14 protein-coding genes are annotated in these 15,709 nt (G+C 67.2%); 10 read left to right on the top strand and 4 right to left on the bottom strand.

Annotated elements, in window-relative coordinates; translation table 11 throughout:
* Positions 1-447 precede the first annotated feature (447 nt).
* Both N7640_RS25290 and N7640_RS25285 read left to right on the top strand, forming a co-directional pair.
* On the top strand, positions 448-1,428 hold the full coding sequence (locus N7640_RS25290) for an aliphatic sulfonate ABC transporter substrate-binding protein (RefSeq protein ID WP_279906017.1): 981 nt from the start codon (positions 448-450) through the stop codon (positions 1,426-1,428).
* Positions 1,418-2,641, top strand: coding sequence for an acyl-CoA dehydrogenase family protein (locus N7640_RS25285; protein ID WP_279906018.1), 1,224 nt, complete (start codon positions 1,418-1,420; stop codon positions 2,639-2,641). The genes N7640_RS25290 and N7640_RS25285 overlap by 11 nt, the downstream gene beginning before the upstream one ends.
* Positions 2,642-2,868: 227 nt before the next feature.
* Here the strand turns inward: N7640_RS25285 and N7640_RS25280 are convergent, their stop codons facing one another.
* From N7640_RS25280 to N7640_RS25270, 3 genes are all read right to left on the bottom strand, one after another.
* Positions 2,869-3,774, bottom strand: coding sequence for a sigma 54-interacting transcriptional regulator (locus N7640_RS25280; RefSeq protein ID WP_279906019.1), 906 nt, complete (start codon positions 3,772-3,774; stop codon positions 2,869-2,871).
* Positions 3,775-3,877: 103 nt separating this feature from the next.
* On the bottom strand, positions 3,878-4,459 hold the full coding sequence (locus N7640_RS25275) for an alpha/beta hydrolase (protein ID WP_279906020.1): 582 nt from the start codon (positions 4,457-4,459) through the stop codon (positions 3,878-3,880).
* A gap of 193 nt (positions 4,460-4,652) precedes the next feature.
* A complete protein-coding gene (locus N7640_RS25270; protein WP_220811235.1) occupies positions 4,653-5,621 on the bottom strand; it encodes a sensor domain-containing diguanylate cyclase in 969 nt (322 codons plus the stop codon).
* A 269-nt stretch (positions 5,622-5,890) separates the two neighbouring features.
* On the opposite strand from N7640_RS25270, the gene oscA reads away from it, so the two are divergent.
* The 6 genes from oscA to N7640_RS25240 all read left to right on the top strand — a co-directional run bounded on the left by oscA (position 5,891) and on the right by N7640_RS25240 (position 11,207).
* Complete coding sequence (gene oscA, locus N7640_RS25265; RefSeq protein WP_220811234.1) at positions 5,891-6,073, top strand: sulfur starvation response protein OscA; 183 nt, start codon at positions 5,891-5,893, stop codon at positions 6,071-6,073.
* Positions 6,074-6,252: 179 nt separating this feature from the next.
* Entirely contained in the window at positions 6,253-7,251 is a 999-nt protein-coding gene (locus tag N7640_RS25260; protein WP_220811233.1) for a sulfate ABC transporter substrate-binding protein, read from the top strand.
* Between the two features lie 238 nt (positions 7,252-7,489).
* Positions 7,490-8,308 (top strand): sulfate ABC transporter permease subunit CysT, encoded by an 819-nt coding sequence (cysT, locus tag N7640_RS25255; protein ID WP_220811232.1) that lies wholly within the window; start codon positions 7,490-7,492, stop codon positions 8,306-8,308.
* Between the two features lie 10 nt (positions 8,309-8,318).
* Positions 8,319-9,191 carry a sulfate ABC transporter permease subunit CysW gene (gene cysW / locus N7640_RS25250; protein WP_279906021.1) on the top strand — a complete coding sequence of 291 codons (873 nt, stop codon included), beginning with the start codon at positions 8,319-8,321 and terminating at the stop codon, positions 9,189-9,191.
* A 6-nt stretch (positions 9,192-9,197) separates the two neighbouring features.
* A complete protein-coding gene (locus tag N7640_RS25245) occupies positions 9,198-10,187 on the top strand; it encodes a sulfate ABC transporter ATP-binding protein (RefSeq protein ID WP_279906022.1) in 990 nt (329 codons plus the stop codon).
* Positions 10,188-10,529: 342 nt separating this feature from the next.
* Positions 10,530-11,207, top strand: coding sequence for a hypothetical protein (locus tag N7640_RS25240; protein WP_262880319.1), 678 nt, complete (start codon positions 10,530-10,532; stop codon positions 11,205-11,207).
* A 759-nt stretch (positions 11,208-11,966) separates the two neighbouring features.
* Here N7640_RS25240 and N7640_RS25235 read toward each other — a convergent pair.
* The gene (locus N7640_RS25235) at positions 11,967-12,866 is read right to left on the bottom strand and encodes a LysR family transcriptional regulator (protein WP_220811228.1); all 900 of its coding nucleotides are present in this window, start codon (positions 12,864-12,866) and stop codon (positions 11,967-11,969) included.
* Positions 12,867-13,043: 177 nt separating this feature from the next.
* Between N7640_RS25235 and N7640_RS25230 the strand changes: the two genes are divergently transcribed.
* Complete coding sequence (locus N7640_RS25230) at positions 13,044-14,225, top strand: acyl-CoA dehydrogenase (RefSeq protein WP_220811227.1); 1,182 nt, start codon at positions 13,044-13,046, stop codon at positions 14,223-14,225.
* Positions 14,226-14,370: 145 nt separating this feature from the next.
* Positions 14,371-15,594 (top strand): CaiB/BaiF CoA-transferase family protein, encoded by a 1,224-nt coding sequence (locus tag N7640_RS25225; protein ID WP_279906266.1) that lies wholly within the window; start codon positions 14,371-14,373, stop codon positions 15,592-15,594.
* The last annotated feature ends 115 nt before the right edge of the window (positions 15,595-15,709 follow it).

Raw genomic sequence — 15,709 nt, 5'->3', positions numbered from 1 at the left:
TGCCTTGCTGTCTTCGATGAAGCCGGCGGCGGAAGCCTGCTGGGCGATCACGCCGAGGGCCACGGCGAGAGCCAGGGAGGATTTGTTCATGCTGATGCTCCGGATGCTGTCTTTCTGTCTTGGTATGGGACCCGTACGGCGAAGCGGGCCCGCTTTATGGGCTTATCGGGGCGCGCAGCGGGAACCCGCTTGCGGCTTGGCGCTCAATCTAGGGGATTTCTGTAAGCGCCAAAAAGAATTATTTTTCACTTTTATGAAACTAAAAAGAATAAACAGCGAAGCCGCATCGCTCCATAAGCTAATTCCCGAAAAGTATTTGTCGGTCGTTTTTCAGATCGAATAGCTTTCACCTACCGGACCACCGGACTTCTCGCATTTCCCCCCCAGGAAGTTTCGTGTTCCGCCGCCTCGCCATGGCCGGGACGCCATGACAACAAGAGGTCTCCCATGTCCCGCCATTCCCTGCCCCGCCGCGCCCTGCTGGGCATCGGCCTTAGCCTCGGCCTGTTCGCCGCCCTCGCCACCCCGGCCCAGGCGGAAACCGCCCTGCGCATCGGCTACCAGAAATCCTCCACCCTGATCAGCCTGCTGAAGAGCCAGGGCACGCTGGAGAAGGCCTTCGCCGGCCAGGACATCAAGGTCAGCTGGCACGAGTTCGCCAGCGGCCAGCCGCTGCTGGAGGCGCTCAACGTCGGCAACGTCGACCTCTCCGCCGACGTCGCCGATACCGTGCCGGTGTTCGCCCAGGCCGCCGGCGCCCAGCTCGCCTACTTCGCCCAGGAGGCGCCCTCGCCCGCCGCCCAGGCGATCCTCGTGCGCGAGGACTCGCCGCTACGCAGCCTCGGCGAGCTGAAGGGCAAGAAGGTGGCGGTGACCAAGGCCGCCGGCTCGCACTACCTGCTGATCGCCGCGCTGGCCAAGGCGGGGTTGAAGTTCAGCGACATCCAGCCCGCCTACCTGACCCCGGCCGATGGCCGCGCGGCCTTCGAGAACGGCAAGGTGGACGCCTGGGTCACCTGGGAACCCTTCCTCAGCGCCGCCCAGCGCCAGCTGCCGACCCGCACCCTGGCGGACAGCGCGGGCCTGGCCAGCTACCAGCGCTACTACCTGACCAGCAGCGCCTTCGCCAAGGCCCACCCGCAGGTGCTGGAGACCGTCTACGCCGAGCTGGTCAAGGCCGGCGACTGGCTGCGCGCGCACCCCGCCGAGGCCGCGCGAATCCTCGGCCCGCTGTGGGGCAACCTCGACCCGGCGATCGTCGAGCAGGCCAACGCCCGCCGCAGCTACCGGGTCGGCCCGGTGCGCCGGGACGGCCTGGGCGAACAGCAGAAGATCGCCGACGCCTTCTTCGACGAGGGCCTGCTGCCCAGGCGCGTGGACGCCACCGACGTGGCCGTCTGGCAGCCGGAGCCGCACGATGGCCAGTGACGCGCGCCATCTGCATCCGCTGGCCGAGCCGTTGCTGGATGTCCGGCTGTTCCCCGTCGACTTCGGCAACCTCACCGCCAAGGTCGAGCGCCTGGCCCGCCGGCTGGCGGAGAACGCGGTGGAGCGCGACCGGCGCGGCGGCCACGCCCGCGCCGAGCGGGAGCTGGTCCGCGACAGCGGCCTGCTGGCCCTGGCGATACCGCAGCGCTTCGACGGCCAGGAACGCTCCTGGCCGGAGATCTACCGCATCGTTCGTCACCTGGCGGCGGCCGACAGTTCGCTGGCCCACCTGTTCGCCTTCAACCACCTCCAGGTCGCCACCATCCTGCTCCACGGCAGCGCCGAGCAGCAGCGCCACTGGCTGACCCGGGCGGTGCGCGAACGCTGGTTCTGGGGCAACGCCACCAACGGCCGCGACCTGGGCCTGGAACTGACGGCCCGCGAAGAGCATTTCGAGCTGAACGGGCGCAAGTCCTTCTGCTCCGGCGCGCTCGGCGCCGACGCCCTGGTGGTCAGCGCGCCTCGCGGCGGCCCCACCGACCGGGTGTTCCTGATCCTGCCGGCGCAGCGCGAGGGCCTGGCCGTCAACGATGACTGGGACGCCTTCGGCCAGCGCCAGACCGACAGCGGCACGGTGCAGTTCGAGAACGTCTTCGTCGACCGCGACGAGCTGCTGGTCTCCGGCGGCCAGAGCCCGCGCAGCAGCCTGCGGGTGTGCGTGTCGCAGCTGATCCTCACCCAGCTCTACCTGGGCAACGCCCAGGGTGCGCTGGACGGCGCCCTGCGCTACCTGCGCGAGCAGGCGCGGCCCTGGCTGGGCGCCGGCGTGAGCGAGGCCAGCGAAGACCCCTTCATCCAGAAGCGCTACGGCGAACTCTGGCTGCTCTACCGCGGCTCCCTGCTGCAGGCCGAGCTGGCCGCCGAGCGCCTGCAGCAGGCCTGGGACAAGCCCGCCCTCGGCGCCGCCGAGCGTGGCGAAGTGGCGCTGCTGATCGCCGAGGCGCGGGTCGCCTCCGCCCGCGCCGCGCTGGAGATCACCAGCCAGGTGTTCGAGACCATGGGCGCCCGCTCCACCGCCTCGCGCTACGGCTTCGACCGCTTCTGGCGCAACGTACGGGTACACAGCCTGCACGACCCGCTGGACTACAAGGTGCGCGACATCGGCCAGTGGCTGACCAGCAGTCTGCCGCCGACGCCCTCGCTCTACTCCTGAGAGCCCGCTTACGATCTTTCCGAACCTGGCCAGCCGCCCGGTTTTTCTTCAAGGCGTGGAGCTACAAAGCCCGTCATACCGGCGCAGGCCGGTATCCAGTTGCCCGCGCCGAATCGCCTGTCGGTTTTCTGGACCCCGGCCTGCGCCGAGGAGACGAGCTGGAAAGCAAGGTTTCAGTAAAAACCGTGCTGCTCAAAGGATCGTAAACAACAGGCCCTGAGCGCCCTCTAGGCGCTCAACCGTTGCAACAGCGCCGCGCGCTCGGCCACGCTCAGCCTCGCCAGCTGCCGTTCGAGGCCCTGCAGCGGGGCGCTGGCCGGCAGGTTGAGGTGCTGCGGCAGGATTTCCTCGCCGCTGCTGACCAGCAGGGCGAAGTGGATGACGTTCTCCAGCTCGCGGGTGTTGCCGTGCCAGGGATGGGCCTCCAGGGCCGCCTGAGCCTCGGTGCCGATCTGCGGGATGTCCAGCCCCAGGCGCTGGGCGTAGATGCCGAGGAAATACTCGGCCAGCGGCAGGATGTCGCCCGGCCGCTCGCGCAGCGCCGGCAGTTCCAGGCGGCCCTCGTTGAGGTAGAGGAACAGGCGCTCGCTGAACTTGCCGGCGGCCACCGCCTGCGCCAGGTCGATGCTGGTGGCGGTCACCAGGCGCACGTTCACCGGAGTCGCCTGGTGGCCGCCGACCCGCTGCACCTCGCGGGTCTCCAGCGCGGCCAGCAGCTTGTCCTGCAGGCCGAGCGGCAGGTCGGCGATCTCGTCCAGGTAGAGGGTGCCGCCGTTGGCCGAGCCGAACCAGCCGGCGCGGCTGCTGGCGGCGCCGGAATAGGCGCCCGCGGCATGGCCGAACAGCTCGGCCTCGCCCCACTGCGGGCTGATGGCGCCGCAGTTGACGGCCACGAACAGGCCGCCGCGCTCGCTCTCGCGGTGCACGTGGCGGGCCAGCAGTTCCTTGCCGGTGCCGGTCTCGCCGACGATCAGCACCGGCAGCTCGGCGGCGGCCAGCGCGTTGGCCTGCTCGCGCAGCTGGCGCGAACGCGAGTCGACGAACACCAGCGCCTTGGCGCGGATGCTCAGGGGGCTCTTTTCGGTGTCGGCGAAGGTCAGCAGCGACTGCTGGGGAAAGGCGGGGCGGCTCATTGCGATATCTCGTTCGATGCGAGCCGCCGCGAAGCGGCTCAGATGGGAATGAAGTGGATGCGGCGCCGACGCGCGCACAGGCGCGTCGCGCGGTCGGCGGGGTTCATGCGCGCATGCGTTCCAGTTGTTCGATCTGCCGCTGCAGGCGGTACAGGTAGGCGAAACCCTGCTCCCAGCGCTGGTGCCCGGACTTGACGTTGATGTGTCCGGCGCCCGGCAGGATGGCCGGCACGGCGCCCCAGTCGCGGGCCATCTGCAGGACGCGGGGGGCGCTGGCGGCGTGGTCGTTGTCCGAACCCACCAGCAGGCTGGGGAACGGCAGCAGGTCGCGCGAGATGGGGGCGAAGCCGCGTAGCGCCTCGGGGCAGTTCGGCCGCTCGACGTCGGCCGGCGCCACCAGCAGCGCGCCGCGCACCTTGCGCAGCAGGGCCAGCGGCGCCTGTGCGGCCCAGCGCGCCACGGTGACGCAGCCGAGGCTGTGCGCCACCAGGATCAACGGCCCACTGGCCGCCGCCACTTCGCGTTCGAGGGTGGCGACCCAGGCGTGCGGATCGGGATTGTCCCAGTCCGCCTGCTCGACCCGGCGGGCATGGGGCAGGCTGCGCTGCCAGTGGCTCTGCCAGTGGTCGTCAGGCGAGCCCTGCCATCCGGGCAGGATCAGGTAGCGGGTGGTCTGGCTGGCCATGGCTGGTGCCTCCTCGATAGGTTTCGGAGGCCAGTCTAGGCAGGGATGAATCACAAGTTAAGGAATAAGAATTCATTTACTTATTCCTTGAGTGAATTTAAAGACCTTTCGATTTCATCCAAGGCGCTCGATGTAGGGTGCGCCATGCGCAGCGCATCCGGGCCGCCGGTGCGCACGGCGCACCCTACACCGATCATCCCAGCACGATGCAGTCCTTGCCCTGCCGCTTGGCCTGGTACATGGCCGCATCGGCGCGGGCATAGAGGTCGTCCAGCTCGTCGCCCTCGCCGCGCACCGTGATGCCCTGGCTGATGGTCACGCCGAAGGTCTCGCCGTCGTTGCTGAACTGCAGGCGCTGCACTTCCCGCTGCAGGCGCTCGGCCACCTGGCGCGCCTGCTGGGCGTCGCAGTTGGGGAAGATGGCGGCGAATTCCTCGCCGCCGATACGCCCGAACAGATCGTCGCGACGCAGCACGTAGGCGGCACAATGGGCCACCCGCTGCAGCACGCGGTCGCCGGCCTGGTGACCGTGGCTGTCGTTGATCTTCTTGAAGTCGTCGATGTCGAGCAGCAGGAAGGACAGCGGCCGGCCGCTGGAACAGGACTCGGCGAACAGCGCTTCGGCGCACTCGAAGAAATGCCGGCGGTTGCTGGCGCCCGTCAGCACGTCGCTGGTGGCCAGGCGATGCAGCTCGCCCTGCAGGGTCTTCTTCTCGGTGATGTCCTCGGCGATGCCGACGATCAGCGAGCGGCCATCGAACAGGCTCGGCGGGCTGATGAAGCATTTGTCGCTCAGCCAGCGCACTTCGCCGTCGCCGCGGATGATGCGGTATTCACGCTGCTCCACCGAGCCCACTTCCAGCACCGATTGCAGGCTGCGCGCGGCGTATTCCATGTCGTCCGGGTAGATGCTGTTGAGCCATTCGTTGTAGTCGGCCAGCAGCAGCGCGGCGCTGCGGCCGAATATCTGCTCGTAGGCCGGGCTGACGTAGACCATCCGCTGCTGCTCCCAGTCGAACGCCCAGAGCACCGCGTTGAGGCCGGCCAGCAGGCTGCCCACCAGTTGTTCGCGTTCACGCAGGCGCTCGACCTCGCCCCGGCTGTGCAGCAGGGCCAGGGTGAGGGTCTCGAGTTCGCTCGGAGCCTGTTCGTTGTCGTCCATCGGACGCCGCCTCGTCACGTTCATCGGACAAGACTATGCGCCCTCCCGGAGCGCTGGCGATGGGGGAAGCAGGGCGTTGTGACGAGCGGCAGGAATTTCGACGCCACGGTCAAGATCACGGGAACCGCCGGCGGCAATTCGCGGTCTCGCCTCACATAGTCCTGAAACGAATAAATAAATCATTAAATATTCTTTTTAAGACTAAATCGTCTGCCCCTAATATCCGCTCCACGCCCAACCCCGGGCCCCATCCAATGGAGAGCAGAGTCATGAGCGCAACCCTCAGAAGCGTCGAAGGCCAGGACGAAGCCGGCATCCTGCGTGAAATCCAGTCCGCCCTGCAGGGCCTGCGATTCGGCTCGGTGGAGATCACCGTCCACAACGGCCAGGTCGTGCAGATCGAGCGCAAGGAAAAATTCCGCCTGCAGGCCCAGAACAGCAAGCAGGCCTGATCCAGCGACACCCGACTGGACCACCGGAGGACGCAATGAACCGCAGCATCGAGCAGGCCACGAGCACATCCCGGCAGCGGCCTCGCCACAGTCGGGCGCGAATGCGCCGCTGACATAGAGCCCCCCGAAGAACGCCAACTCAGAACAACAGCAGATCCGCAATTCTCAGGAGCAGCACCATGTCCATTCGCCGTTTCGCCCTGGCCGCGCTGGCCACCGCCCTGTTCGCCGGCCCGACCGTCGCCGCCACGGAGATCCTCAACGTCTCCTACGACCCGACCCGCGAGCTGTACCAGGAATACAACGCCGCCTTCAACAAGCACTGGACCGCCCAGGGCAAGGAAGCGGTGACCATCCAGCAATCCCACGGTGGCTCCGGCAAGCAGGCCCGCGCCGTGATCGACGGCCTGCGCGCCGACGTGGTGACCCTGGCCCTGGCCGGTGACATCGACGAGCTGTACAAGCTCGGCAAGCTGATCCCCGAGGACTGGCAGAGCCGCCTGCCGCAATCCAGCACTCCCTACACCTCGACCATCGTGTTCCTGGTGCGCAAGGGCAACCCGAAAGGCATCAAGGACTGGGGCGACCTGACCAAGGACGGCGTGGAAGTCATCACCCCGAACCCGAAGACCTCCGGCGGCGCCCGCTGGAACTTCCTGGCCGCCTGGGCCTACGCCCAGCAGCAGTACGGTAGCGAGGAGAAGGCCAAGGAATTCGTCGAGAAGCTGTACAAGAACGTCCCGGTGCTGGACACCGGCGCCCGCGGCTCGACCATCACCTTCGTCAACAACCAGATCGGCGACGTGCTGCTGGCCTGGGAGAACGAGGCCTTCCTGGCCCTGAAGGAACAGGGCGGCGACCAGTTCGAGATCGTCGCGCCGAGCCTGTCCATCCTGGCCGAGCCGCCGGTGGCGGTGGTCGACAAGAACGTCGACAAGAAGGGCACCCGCGAAGTCGCCACCGCCTACCTGCAGTACCTGTACAGCGACGAAGGCCAGCGCATCGCCGCCAAGCACTTCTACCGCCCGCGCAACGAGCAGGTGGCGGCCGAGTTCGCCAAGCAGTTCCCGCAGCTGAAGCTGGTCACCATCGACAAGGACTTCAACGGTTGGAAGGAAGCCCAGCCGAAGTTCTTCAACGACGGTGGTATCTTCGACCAGATCTACCAGGCGCACTGACGTGCGCAGCCACCCGCGACACGCCCCACGCTGCAAGCGGGCTGTCGCGGGTGGCGCCCTGGAAGCCTGTTCACGATCCGGAAACCCACTGTAGGAGCGGCCTTGGCCGCGAATCGGGGCAAAGCCAGAAGAGCTTCGCGGCCAAGGCCGCTCCTACAATGGCGCCTCTTTTCGCCAGCCAGAGCGCGAACAGGCTCTTACTTGTCGCTTGCAGCTTGAAACTTGCCGCTGAGGTTTTATGTCACGCCGCATTTCCCCCGTCATACCCGGCTTCGGGCTGACGCTGGGCTACACCCTGGTGTACCTCAGCCTGCTGGTGCTGATTCCCCTGGGTGCCATGTTCGTGCATGCCGCCCAGCTGAGCTGGGATCAGATCTGGACCATCATCTCCGCGCCGCGGGTGATCGCCGCGCTCAAACTGAGCTTCTCCACCGCCTTCTACGCCGCCGTCCTCAACGGCATCATCGGCACGCTGCTGGCCTGGGTGCTGGTGCGCTACGACTTCCCCGGCCGCCGGCTGATCGACGCGATGATCGACCTGCCCTTCGCCCTGCCCACCGCCGTCGCCGGGATCGCCCTCACCGCGCTCTATGCGCCGGCCGGCCTGGTCGGCCAATTCGCCACCGCGCTGGGCTTCAAGATCGCCTACACCCCGCTGGGCATCACCCTGGCCCTGACCTTCGTCACCCTGCCCTTCGTGGTGCGGACCATCCAGCCGGTGCTGGCGGACATCCCGCGCGAGGTCGAGGAAGCCGCCGCCTGCCTCGGCGCCAAGCCGTTCCAGGTGTTCCGCCACGTGCTGGCGCCGGCCCTGCTACCGGCCTGGCTGACCGGCTTCGCCCTGGCCTTCGCCCGCGGCGTTGGCGAGTACGGCTCGGTCATCTTCATCGCCGGCAACATGCCGATGAAGACCGAGATCCTGCCGCTGCTGATCATGGTCAAGCTCGACCAGTACGACTACCACGGCGCCACCACCATCGGCGTGCTGATGCTGGTGGTCTCGTTCATCCTGCTGCTGCTGATCAACCTGCTGCAGCGCCGCATCGAACGCCCGTGAGGAGGCCGCCATGTCCAGTACGACCCTGACGGCCAGCGCGGCCGCCAACGCCGCCCGCCGCGGCACCGCCACCGGGCGCCTCGCCCTGATCATCGGTGCCTGGCTGGCCTTCGCCCTGTTCCTCCTGCTGCCGCTGTACGTGGTGCTGTCGGAGGCGCTGAAGCTCGGCCTCGGCACCTTCTTCACCGCGCTGGTCGAGCCGGATGCGATCAGCGCGCTGAAGCTGACCCTGCTCGCGGTCGGCATCTCGGTTCCGCTCAACCTGGTGTTCGGCGTGGCCGCTGCCTGGTGCGTGAGCAAGTACGAGTTCCGCGGCAAGAGCATCCTGGTAACGCTGATCGACCTGCCGTTCTCCGTCTCCCCGGTGATCGCCGGCCTGATCTACGTGCTGCTGTTCGGCGCCCAGGGCTTCTTCGGCGAGTGGCTGCAGGAGCGCGACATCCAGATCATCTTCGCCCTGCCCGGCATCGTCCTCGCCACCGTGTTCGTCACCGTGCCCTTCGTCGCCCGCGAGCTGATCCCGCTGATGCAGGAACAGGGCACCCAGGAGGAAGAAGCCGCGCGCCTGCTCGGCGCCAACGGCTGGCAGATGTTCTGGCACGTGACCCTGCCGAACATCAAATGGGGCCTGATCTACGGCGTGGTGCTGTGCGCCGCCCGCGCCATGGGCGAGTTCGGCGCGGTGTCGGTGGTGTCCGGGCACATCCGTGGTTACACCAACACCCTGCCGCTGCACGTCGAAATCCTCTACAACGAGTACAACCACGTCGCCGCGTTCAGCGTGGCCAGCCTGCTGCTGGCCCTGGCCCTGATCATCCTGCTGCTCAAGCAGTGGAGCGAATCCCGCCTGTCCCGTCTGAAATCCGCAGACGACGAGGAGTAAGTTTTCATGTCGATCGAAATCCGCAACGTCACCAAGAATTTCGGCGCCTTCCGCGCACTCAACGACATCAACCTGGACATCCAGAGCGGCGAGCTGGTGGCCCTGCTCGGCCCGTCCGGCTGCGGCAAGACCAGCCTGCTGCGCATCATCGCCGGCCTGGAGACCCCGGACACCGGCAACATCGTGTTCCATGGCGAGGACGTGTCGCGCCACGACGTGCGCGATCGCAACGTCGGCTTCGTGTTCCAGCACTACGCCCTGTTCCGCCACATGACGGTGTTCGACAACGTCGCCTTCGGCCTGCGCATGAAGCCCAAGGGCGAGCGGCCCGGCGAGAAGGAAGTCGCCGAGCGCGTGCACGAGCTGCTCAACATGGTCCAGCTCGACTGGCTGGCCGACCGCTACCCGGAACAGCTGTCCGGCGGCCAGCGCCAGCGCATCGCCCTGGCCCGCGCCCTGGCGGTGAAGCCCAAGGTGCTGCTGCTCGACGAGCCGTTCGGCGCCCTCGACGCCAAGGTGCGCAAGGAGCTGCGCCGCTGGCTGGCGCGCCTGCACGAGGAAGTGCACCTGACCAGCGTGTTCGTCACCCACGACCAGGAAGAAGCCATGGAAGTGGCCGACCGCATCGTGGTGATGAACAAGGGCGTGATCGAGCAGATCGGCTCGCCCGGCGAGGTCTACGAGCAGCCGGCCAGCGACTTCGTCTACCACTTCCTCGGCGACTCCAACCGCCTGCACATCGGCGAGGACCAGCACCTGCTGTTCCGCCCGCACGAGGTCTCGCTGTCGCGCCAGGCGGTGGAAGAACATCGCAGCGCCGAGGTGCGCGACATCCGCCCGCTGGGCGCCATCACCCGGGTGACCCTCAAGGTCGACGGCCAGGACGAGCTGATCGAAGCCGAGGTGGTCAAGGACCACGACAGCCTGGCCGGGCTGGCCCGGGGTGAGACGCTCTACTTCAAGCCCAAGGTCTGGCAGCAGCAACCGAGCGTCTGACCCGTCCCCAGCGCCGCGCGGCATGCGCGGCGGTTTCCGCTCACCCCGCCTTGGAGCGCCCGCTCCGGGGCGGGGTGGATGCGCGAGTAGCACAGACGCGGACGCGCCGACTTCGCGACATCGAAATTGCGATGTAAATCACTCTTTTGGCTCATCCCTTGCTATTGCAAGCGCAGTAGGCTGTTGCCACCGCGCGGACGGCCTCTGCCAACCGATAGACACGCGCCGACAAGAATAACAAGGAGCGACCGGGGGATGAATCGTAATCCTTTGATTCGATTGATTTTTTCCATCACGTTAGGGATTCTGGCAAGCGTTTCGGCAATTGCCCAGGCAGCCGCCATGACGGCCGCCGAGCAAGTGCAGGTGTATGCCAGTAGAGCCACCAGCAGCCTGTTGCTGGTCAGGGGGGAAGGCTTCCAGGAGGAGTATCTGACTCGCCTGGAGAAGGACATCGCCGATCTGGAGACGGCGGCCCAGGCCGCGATGAGCGCCAGCTCGGAAATACCCGGCCTGACCAACAAACTTGTTACCCAGTTACGCCGGGGTGTTTCCTTTGGCCCCAAAGAAGACAACATGCCCTGGAGCTACCCGCCGGATCTGGCCCAGTCACTGCGTGACCTGCTGACCGTGGCGCGCGCCGTGCCGAACGCCGACCCCCTTGGCGAACTGCCGGCCCAGGTCGAATACCTGGCCGTGCAATACCTCAGCCGCTCCTACATCGGCAGCTTCGAGATCGCCCGCGAGCAGACCGACAACTACGTCGGCCAGGATGAGCGCGTGCTGGTGCCGAAGATCGACCAGGAGCTCGGCTCGCTGGAGGGCAAGGGCAACCCCGCGGTGGCCAAGCTCCAGACCCGCTGGAAGTTCCTGCGCGCGGCCCTGCTCGACATGAACAGCGGCAGCAACGCCCTGGCCAGCAGCTCCGGCCGCGCCTTCGCGCCGACCACAGTGGACCGCCACACCCGCTCGATGACCGGCCAGTGGATATCCATGGGCCAGGTCGCCGGCTCGCGCTAAGCGATCACCGACGCATGAAAGAGCCGGGCCCTGCCCGGCTTTTTCATGCCTATGCGCCCATTGGCGTGTTGCAGACACTACAACTGCCCTGCGGAAACAGGTCTGCCTGGAATATCAATAGGAACCCGTAGGGCGGTTAGGCCGCAGGCCGTAACCCATCAGCGCAATCGATCGCGGCACCGCCGACGGTTTGCGCGGTCAAGCGCCTCTGTCTGACTGAACACTGCATCTGCCTGCCCCTGGATTCCCGCCTGCGCGGGAATGACGGTTCCGGAAGAAATTCCACCTCTACCTCGTCATCCCCGCGCAGGCGGGGATCCAGAAGGGGTCAGGACACTACAACCTCTAACGGGGATACAGCCTTTTTCATGGCTATGTACCCGTCACGTGTTGGTGGCGTAATTCTGCTCTTGTGGGAGCGGTTGGGCGGCATTCCGATTGGCCGCGACATTCGCGGATAAATCCGCTCCCACAAGGTGTGCAACGACTAACGTGGACAGAGCCTTTTTCATGGCCACTCGCCGTAGGGTGCGCCGCGCGCACCGGTCGTAGCCCGGATGAAATCCGGGGTCGGTCTGTCGCCCAGTCGATGACCGAGTGCTCCGACACCCCGCTTTCACCCGGATGGGCGAAACCAAAACTTTCATGCAGATGGGTAAACAGCAGAGCACCGGCGCTGCCGGTTTATCGGTGCGCGCGGCGCACCCTACGAATCACGCGCGCACTTCTCGCGCCTGACCCACTCAGGTCCGACAACCTTCAGCCCTGCCGATACTCCCGCGCCGCCTTCAACAGCCAGTCCCTGAACGCCAGCAGCGCGGCGGACTCGGCCTTGCGCTCGGGGATCATCAGGTAATAGGCCTTGTCGCTGCTGTGCAGCGCCGCCGGGTGGGCCGGCACCAGGCGGCCCTCGGCCAGTTCGCGCTGGATCAGGAACGGCGGGATCAGCGCCACGCCCATGCCGTGGCTGGCCGCCTGGGCGAGCATGGAGAACAGCTCGTAGCGCGGCCCGCCGAGGTCGTGCGGCACGCTCAGGCCCTGGGCGGCGAACCACTGTCGCCAGGCGTAGGGCCGGGTGCTCTGCTGCAGCAGGGGCAGCGCCGCCAGTTCGGCGGCCCCGAGTGTTCCGCCCTTCGGCAACAACTCCGGGCTGCACACCGGCAGCGGCTCCTCGGGCATGAGGAAATGCGCCTCGGTGCCGGACCACTCGGCATCGCCGAAATAGATCGCGGCATCGAACACCGTGTCGGCGAACAGGAAGGGCCGGGTGCGGTTGGTGAGGTGCACCGTCACCTCCGGGTGCAGGCGCTGGAAGTCCTTGAGCCGCGGCACCAGCCACTGGGTGGCGAAGGTCGGCACCACCGCCAGTTCGATGGCCATCGCCCCCTGCTGGCCCATGGCGGCCAGGGTGTCGCGCTCCACGGCGTCGAGCTGGGCGGCGATCTTGCGGCTGTAGGCCAGCCCCGCCTCGGTCAGCCGTACCCCGCGCCGCGAGCGGCGGAACAGCTCGATGCCGAGAAACTCCTCCAGCCCGGCGATCTGCCGGCAGATCGCGCTCTGGGTCAGCGCCAGCTCGTCGGCCGCCCGGGTGAAGCTCTGGTGGCGCGCCGCCGACTCGAAGGCCACCAGGGCGGCGGTGCTGGGAATCCTGCGGCGCATCTATGCCATGACCTCACTCTAAGAAGAAGAAAATGCCTATTCAGGCTATCTCGGAGTGAGTTATTCGCACAACAGCGTGCGAAATCCTCGTTTGCCCCTGGCGGGCGGGCGGCCTAGTCTCTCTCCATCGCCCGGCCACGCGCCGGTTTGTCCTGCCACCGTTTCGAGGATTCGCCCATGGCCGCCAAGGCAAGCTTCAACTGGATCGACCCGCTCCTGCTGGACCAGCAGCTGACCGAGGAGGAACGCATGGTGCGCGACAGCGCCCAGCAGTTCGCCGCCGACAAGCTGGCCCCGCGCGTGCTGGAAGCCTTCCGCCATGAGCAGACCGATCCGAAGATCTTCCGCGAGATGGGCGAGACCGGCCTGCTCGGCGCCACCATCCCCGCCGAGTACGGCGGCAGCGGCCTGAACTACGTGTGCTACGGCCTGATCGCCCGCGAAGTGGAGCGCGTCGACTCCGGCTACCGCTCGATGATGAGCGTGCAGTCGTCGCTGGTGATGGTGCCGATCTTCGAGTTCGGCAACGAGGCGACTAGGCAGAAGTACCTGCCCAAGCTGGCCAGCGGCGAATACATCGGCTGCTTCGGCCTGACCGAGCCGAACCACGGCTCCGACCCGGGCTCGATGATCACCCGGGCGAAGAAGGTCGACGGCGGCTACCGCATCACCGGCAGCAAGATGTGGATCACCAACAGCCCCATCGCCGACGTGTTCGTGGTGTGGGCGAAAGACGACGAGGGCGAGATCCGCGGCTTCGTGCTGGAGAAGGGCTGGGAAGGCCTCTCCGCCCCGACGATCCACGGCAAGGTCGGCCTGCGCGCCTCGATCACCGGCGAGATCGTCATGGACAACGTGTTCTGCCCCGAAGAGAACGCCTTCCCCGACGTGCGCGGCCTGAAGGGCCCGTTCACCTGCCTCAACTCCGCCCGCTACGGCATCAGCTGGGGCGCCCTGGGCGCCGCCGAGTTCTGCTGGCACACCGCGCGCCAGTACACCCTGGACCGCCAGCAGTTCGGCCGCCCGCTGGCCGCCAACCAGCTGATCCAGAAGAAGCTGGCCGACATGCAGACCGAGATCACCCTGGCCCTGCAGGGCTGCCTGCGCCTGGGCCGGATGAAGGACGAGGGCACCGCCGCGGTGGAAATCACCTCGATCATGAAGCGCAACAGCTGCGGCAAGGCCCTCGACATCGCCCGCCTGGCCCGCGACATGATGGGCGGCAACGGCATCAGCGACGAGTTCGGCGTGGCCCGCCACCTGGTCAACCTGGAAGTGGTGAACACCTACGAGGGCACCCACGACGTGCACGCGCTGATTCTCGGCCGCGCGCAGACCGGTATCCAGGCGTTCTTCTGACGCTTGCCTCCCCTCTCCTCCGGGAGAGGGGCCGGGGGTGAGGGTGTCATAGGCGGCGCGGAGCGGCCTGGAAATCCCTCACCCCAACCCTCTCCCAAAGGGAGAGGGAGCTATCCATACCGTGCCTCTACCCAGGAGTCTCGCCATGCCCGGCGCCCTGTCCCATATCCGCGTCCTCGACCTGTCCCGCGTGCTGGCCGGCCCCTGGGCCGGGCAGATCCTCGCCGACCTCGGCGCCGAGGTGATCAAGGTCGAACGCCCGGGCACGGGCGACGACACCCGCCACTGGGGCCCGCCCTACATCAAGGACGCCGACGGCAACGACAGCCGCGAGGCGGCCTACTTCCAGTGCGCCAACCGCAACAAGCAGTCGCTGACCCTGGACTTCACCCAGCCCGAGGGCCAACGCCTGGTGCGCGAGCTGGCGGCGCAGTGCGACGTGGTGCTGGAGAACTTCAAGGTCGGCGGCCTGGCCGCCTACGGACTGGACTACGAATCGCTGAAGGCGGTGAATCCGCGACTGATCTACTGCTCGATCACCGGCTTCGGCCAGGACGGCCCCTACGCCAAGCGTGCCGGCTACGACTTCATGATCCAGGGCCTCGGCGGGCTGATGAGCCTGACCGGCAAGCCCGACGGCGAGGAAGGCGCCGGGCCGATGAAGGTCGGCGTGGCGCTGACCGACATCCTCACCGGCCTGTACGCCACGGTCGGCGTGCTGGCCGCGCTGAACGCCCGTGAGCAGGGCGGCCAGGGCCAGCACCTCGACGTCGCCCTGCTCGACGTGCAGGTGGCCTGCCTGGCCAACCAGGCAATGAACTACCTGGCCACCGGCGCGGCGCCCAAGCGCCTGGGCAACGCCCACCCGAACATCGTGCCCTACCAGGATTTCCCCACCGCCGACGGCGACTTCATCCTCGCCGTGGGCAACGACAGCCAGTTCCGCAAGTTCTGCGAGGTCGCCGGGCTTCCGGCTTTGCCCGACGACCCGCGTTTTTCCACCAACAAGGCGCGGGTCGCCCACCGCGCCGAACTGATCCCGCTGCTGCGCCAGGCCACGGTGTTCAAGACCACCGCCGAATGGGTCGCGTTGCTGGAGGCGGCCGGCGTGCCCTGCGGCCCGATCAACGACCTGGCCCAGGTGTTCGCCGACCCGCAGGTGCAGGCCCGCGGCCTGCGCGTGGACATGCCCAACTCCATGGGCAGCGTCACCCCGCAGGTGGCCAGCCCGCTGCGCCTGTCCGCCACGCCGGTGGACTACCGCCTCGCCCCGCCGCTGCTCGGCGAGCACACCGAGGCCCTGCTGCAGCGCCTGCTCGGCCTGGGCGCCGAACAGATCGCCGACCTGCGCCGCGATGCGGTGATCTGAGCACCTGTTGTCGATCCATCGCAGCGGCTTTTGTGAAAGCAACTGCCTTGTAGGAGCGGCCTTGGCCGCGAATGGGCTGGCAGGAAAGCTGTCGGTCGATGAACGACAGCACGTA

The organism is Pseudomonas sp. GD04015 (assembly GCF_029837675.1).
Lineage (GTDB): Bacteria > Pseudomonadota > Gammaproteobacteria > Pseudomonadales > Pseudomonadaceae > Aquipseudomonas > Aquipseudomonas paralcaligenes.
The sequence above is the reverse complement of the archived record's forward strand: the minus strand, read 5'-3'. Positions and strand labels throughout refer to the sequence as shown.